Below are 3,877 nucleotides of genomic sequence, written 5' to 3' on the forward strand. Positions count from 1 at the left end.
CGCCAGCGACGAGGCCCTGGCCGAGCTGCGCGCCCGCTCCGGCACCCACCTGGACCCGGCAGTGGTGGCTGCCCTGGAACGGGCCCTGGCTCGGCAGCCGTGGCAGCCGATCGGGGTCGGCCACGAGGACCTCGAGCACCAGGCCGCCACCTACGACCATGACGACCCGGCCGAGAGCGACGCGCTCGCCGCACGCGCCGACCGCGCGATGGTCCGCCTCACCTCGACGCACCGGGTGACGCCGTGAGGGCTCGCGCGCTGGACGTGGAGCGGGTGCTCGCCCTGGCCGGGGCCGCCCTGGTGCTCGTGGCAGTCGGGCAGTCAGTCCATGAGTGGGGACCTGGCGGCATCCCCAGCCCAGTCGTGGTGGGGGCGTTCGTCGTGGCCATCGCCGCCGGCGAGCTGCTGCGCATCGGCCTGCCCGGCAGCCGCGAGTCGGCGCCGATCGCCTCGGCCGCGGCGTTCGCCTTTGCCATCACCACGGAGGCGCCCCGCGGTGAGCCTGCGGAGTTCGCCGCAGGCCTGGTCGTCGCCGCGACCGCCCTCGCGATGGCCCTCGGAGTCGCCCCGCACCTGGTGAGGGGGCAGGTGGTGCGCCTGCCCGACCTGACCACCCGGCTGTTCAGCGTGGCGGTGGCCGCGGTGCTCTTCCGCGAGGTGCCCCTATGGGAGGGGCAGACGCTGGTCCAGGTGGCCCTCGACAGCACGGTGCCGCGGTGGCTGGTTGCTGTCGCCATGCTCCTGGTGACCCTCGTCGCGCTGCTCGTCGAAGCGGTCCTCGCTGCGGTGGTCCGTGCTACGCGGGACCACGCACGGTTCCCCCGGGTGCTCAGCGACGAGCTGCGTGCCGCGTCCGGGCTGGCCACGGCCCTGGCGACCACCGGAGCCCTGATCGCCCTGGCCGAGCGCCCTCTGGGCGTCGCCGCGATCCCGCTGTTCCTCTTCCCCCTGGTCCTGACCCAGTTCGCGGTGCGCCGCTATGCCTCGGTGCGCGCGACCTACCGCCAGACGATCCGCTCGCTGTCCCGGCTGACCGAGCTGGCCGGCTACACCGAGCCCGGTCACGCGTTGCGGGTGGCCACCGTGTCGCTCGCGATGGGTCGCGACCTGGGCATGTCCGAGCGCGACTCCGTGGACCTGGAGTATGCCGCGCTGCTGCACGACATCGGCCAGGTCGCCCTGCGCGAGCCGATCCCCGGGGGAGCGACCGTCATGGCGGCGCCGGCCGACCAGCGCCGCATCGCCGACGACGGTGCCGAGATCGTCCGGCAGACCGGCGTGCTCGACAACGTCGCGCGGATCATGGAGGCGCAGACCACGCCGTTCCGGCAGGTGCGCGAGTTCGGCGAGGACCTCCCGCTGGCCAGCCGGATCATCAAGGTGGTCAACGCCTTTGACGACCTCGTCGGCGACAGCCCGTCACGGGCCCGTCGGGAGGCGGCCGTCGAGCGGATCCACCTCGGCCTCGGCTACGAGTACGACCCGCGCGTCGTGGACTCCCTCACCCGGGTCCTCGGCCGCGGGGTCCTCTGACCCAGCCACAGCTGACCGCACGCAGCAAACGGCCCGAATCTGCCTGGTGGACAGGCTGATTCGGGCCGTTTGACTGCCTCCGGTCGGGGCGCCGACGCCCCGACCGTCAGTGCACGAGCTCGGGCAGGTCGCTCACCTTGGGGTCACCCGCGTCGGCGAAGTAGTCACCCTTGATCGTGGCGTCCTCGCCTTCGGGTGCCTTGACCGCTCGCAGCAGCAGCGTGATCACGGCGGCGACCACGATGTTGAGGACGAAGGCGGTGAAGGCGATGTAGCCCATCTGGCCGATGCCCTCGATCGTGGCCACGGACGTGCCGAAATGCTGGCCCGTGACGGGGTTGACCTGGTTGTAGGCCGTGATGGTGCCGTAGACCATCGCGACCGCCCAGCCGGCCAGGAGCGCCCACCGGTGGAACCAGCGGGTGTAGAGGCCGAACACGACGGCGGGGAACGTCTGCAGGATCCAGATCCCACCGAGCAGCTGGAAGTTGATCGCGTTCTGCTTGTCCATCGTCAGGACGAAGATCAGCGCGACGAACTTCACCAGCAGCGAGACCAGCTTGCTGACCTTCGCCTCCTGCTCGTGGCTGGCGTCGGGACGCAACCACTCGCGATACACGTTGCGGGTGAACAGGTTTGCCGCCGCGATGGACATGATCGCCGCAGGGACCAGTGCTCCGACGGCGATGGCCGCGAAGGCCACGCCGGCGAACCACGACGGGAACGAGTCCTCGAACAGCTGGGGGATGACCAGCTGCGCGTTGGGCTTGCCGTCCAGGCCGATCGGCTTGGTGCCGGCCGCGATCGCGACCCAGCCCAGCAGCGCCAGCAGGGCCAGCACGAAGCTGTAGGCCGGCAGGATCGAGGCGTTGCGCCGGATCGTGTTGCGGGACTTGGACGACAGCACGCCGGTGATCGAGTGGGGGTACATGAACAGCGCCAGCGCCGACCCCAGCGAGAGCGTGGCGTAGGCCCAGAACTGCTTGTCCGTCGGGATGAACGACCCCGTCGGCTTGCCGGTGACCGGGTTCGGCTTGGCCATCTTGGTCTGCGCCGCGTCGAAGATGTGTCCCCAGCCGCCGAACTTCGAGGGCAGGTAGATCACGGCGACGATGATGACCAGGTAGATCAGGGTGTCCTTGACGAACGCGATGATCGCCGGGGCGCGCAGGCCGCTGGAGTAGGTGTAGGCCGCCAGCACCGCGAACGCGATGAGCAGCGGCAGGTCCTTGGCCAGCGTGTTGCCGGAGCCGCCGAGGCCGATGACCTCGAGCACCGCCTGGATGCCGACCAGCTGCAGCGCGATGTAGGGCATCGTCGCGAGGATGCCGGTCAGCGCGACCGCGAGGGAGAGCCCGCGCGAGCCGTAGCGACCGCGGACGAAGTCGGCCGCCGTGACATAGCCGTGCCGGTGGCTGACCGACCACAGCCGGGACAGGAAGACGAAGATGATCGGGTAGAGCACGATCGTGTAGGGCACCGCGAAGAAGCCGGTGACCGCGCCGGTCGCGAACATCGCCGCCGGGACCGCGACGAACGTGTATGCCGTGTAGAGGTCGCCGCCCAGCAGGAACCAGGTGACCCACGTCCCGAAGCCGCGGCCGCCCAGACCCCACTCGTCCAGGCTCGCCATGTTCTTGGGGCGGCGCCAGCGGGTGGCCATGAAGCCCATGACCGTGACGGCCAGGAACACGATGATGAGCACGGTCAGGGCGACGCCGTTGATGCCGGTGCTGCTCCCCGAAGCAGTGGCCAGGGTGGGGTTCATCGCAGTGCCTCTTCGCGCTCGGATGCGGATCCGCCGTCCATCGGCCGGTGCGGCCGGGCCACCAGCACGATGCGGTAGGCGGCGTAGGTGCAGCCCGAGGTCAGGAAGACCCAGAGCAGCTGGTACCAGAAGAAGAACGGGAAGCCGCCCAGGTGCGGGCCGTCCTTCGCGTAGCTCGACACCCACACCAGGGCCACGATCGGCGCGGCCACGAGGATCCCGGCGAGGACCATGAGACCGGTCCGGGCCGGGGGTGCGGTGCGATGGATCTCGTCATGATCCATGAGACCTCCACGGCAGAGATGGACTGCGGCATGCAGCCGCGGGGGCACCGTACTCTTCCGGCTCCCCCGTTGGTGGGACGCGCGCGTCCGAAATGTGACCGTCCGATTTGTCCGAATGGCCCTATGCTGCAGCGGCAGCGATCTGACGCTGCCCTGACAGCGTGAGAGTGAGGGTTAGGTGGGGCGGGAACTCCCTTCTGTGACAAGGCTTTCCAAGCGCAAGGCCATTCTGGGTGCGGGGCTGGCGGGGGCGGTGGTGACGGGCTGCCTGACGGCCGTGGCGTCCCCGGGG

At 70.2% G+C, this 3,877-nt stretch carries 4 protein-coding genes; 2 read left to right on the plus strand and 2 right to left on the minus strand.

What is annotated here, in order from left to right:
- Both VF825_RS18740 and VF825_RS18745 read left to right on the plus strand, forming a co-directional pair.
- Nucleotides 1-247 (plus strand): hypothetical protein (locus VF825_RS18740; RefSeq protein WP_331116238.1); only part of this gene is annotated, 247 nt, incomplete at its 5' end.
- On the plus strand, nucleotides 244-1,533 hold the full coding sequence (locus VF825_RS18745; protein WP_331116240.1) for an HD-GYP domain-containing protein: 1,290 nt from the start codon (nucleotides 244-246) through the stop codon (nucleotides 1,531-1,533). The genes VF825_RS18740 and VF825_RS18745, both read left to right, overlap by 4 nt.
- A 106-nt stretch (nucleotides 1,534-1,639) precedes the next feature.
- Here VF825_RS18745 and mctP read toward each other — a convergent pair whose 3' ends face one another.
- Together mctP and VF825_RS18755 are read right to left on the minus strand one after the other, a co-directional pair.
- A complete protein-coding gene (mctP, locus tag VF825_RS18750) occupies nucleotides 1,640-3,301 on the minus strand; it encodes a monocarboxylate uptake permease MctP (protein WP_331116243.1) in 1,662 nt (553 codons plus the stop codon).
- The gene (locus VF825_RS18755; RefSeq protein ID WP_331116245.1) at nucleotides 3,298-3,585 is read right to left on the minus strand and encodes a DUF3311 domain-containing protein; all 288 of its coding nucleotides are present in this window, start codon (nucleotides 3,583-3,585) and stop codon (nucleotides 3,298-3,300) included. The genes mctP and VF825_RS18755 overlap by 4 nt, the downstream gene beginning before the upstream one ends.
- Between the last annotated feature and the right edge of the window lie 292 nt (nucleotides 3,586-3,877).

Origin of the sequence: Oryzihumus sp. (assembly GCF_036391795.1) — a bacterium.
GTDB lineage: Bacteria > Actinomycetota > Actinomycetes > Actinomycetales > Dermatophilaceae > Oryzihumus.

Bases quoted from the DNA above. Each gene is read 5' to 3' on its own strand.
- mctP (WP_331116243.1), bottom strand. From the start codon at position 3,301: ATGAACCCCACCCTGGCCACTGCTTCGGGGAGCAGCACCGGCATCAAC.
- VF825_RS18755 (WP_331116245.1), bottom strand. From the start codon at position 3,585: ATGGATCATGACGAGATCCATCGCACCGCACCCCCGGCCCGGACCGGT.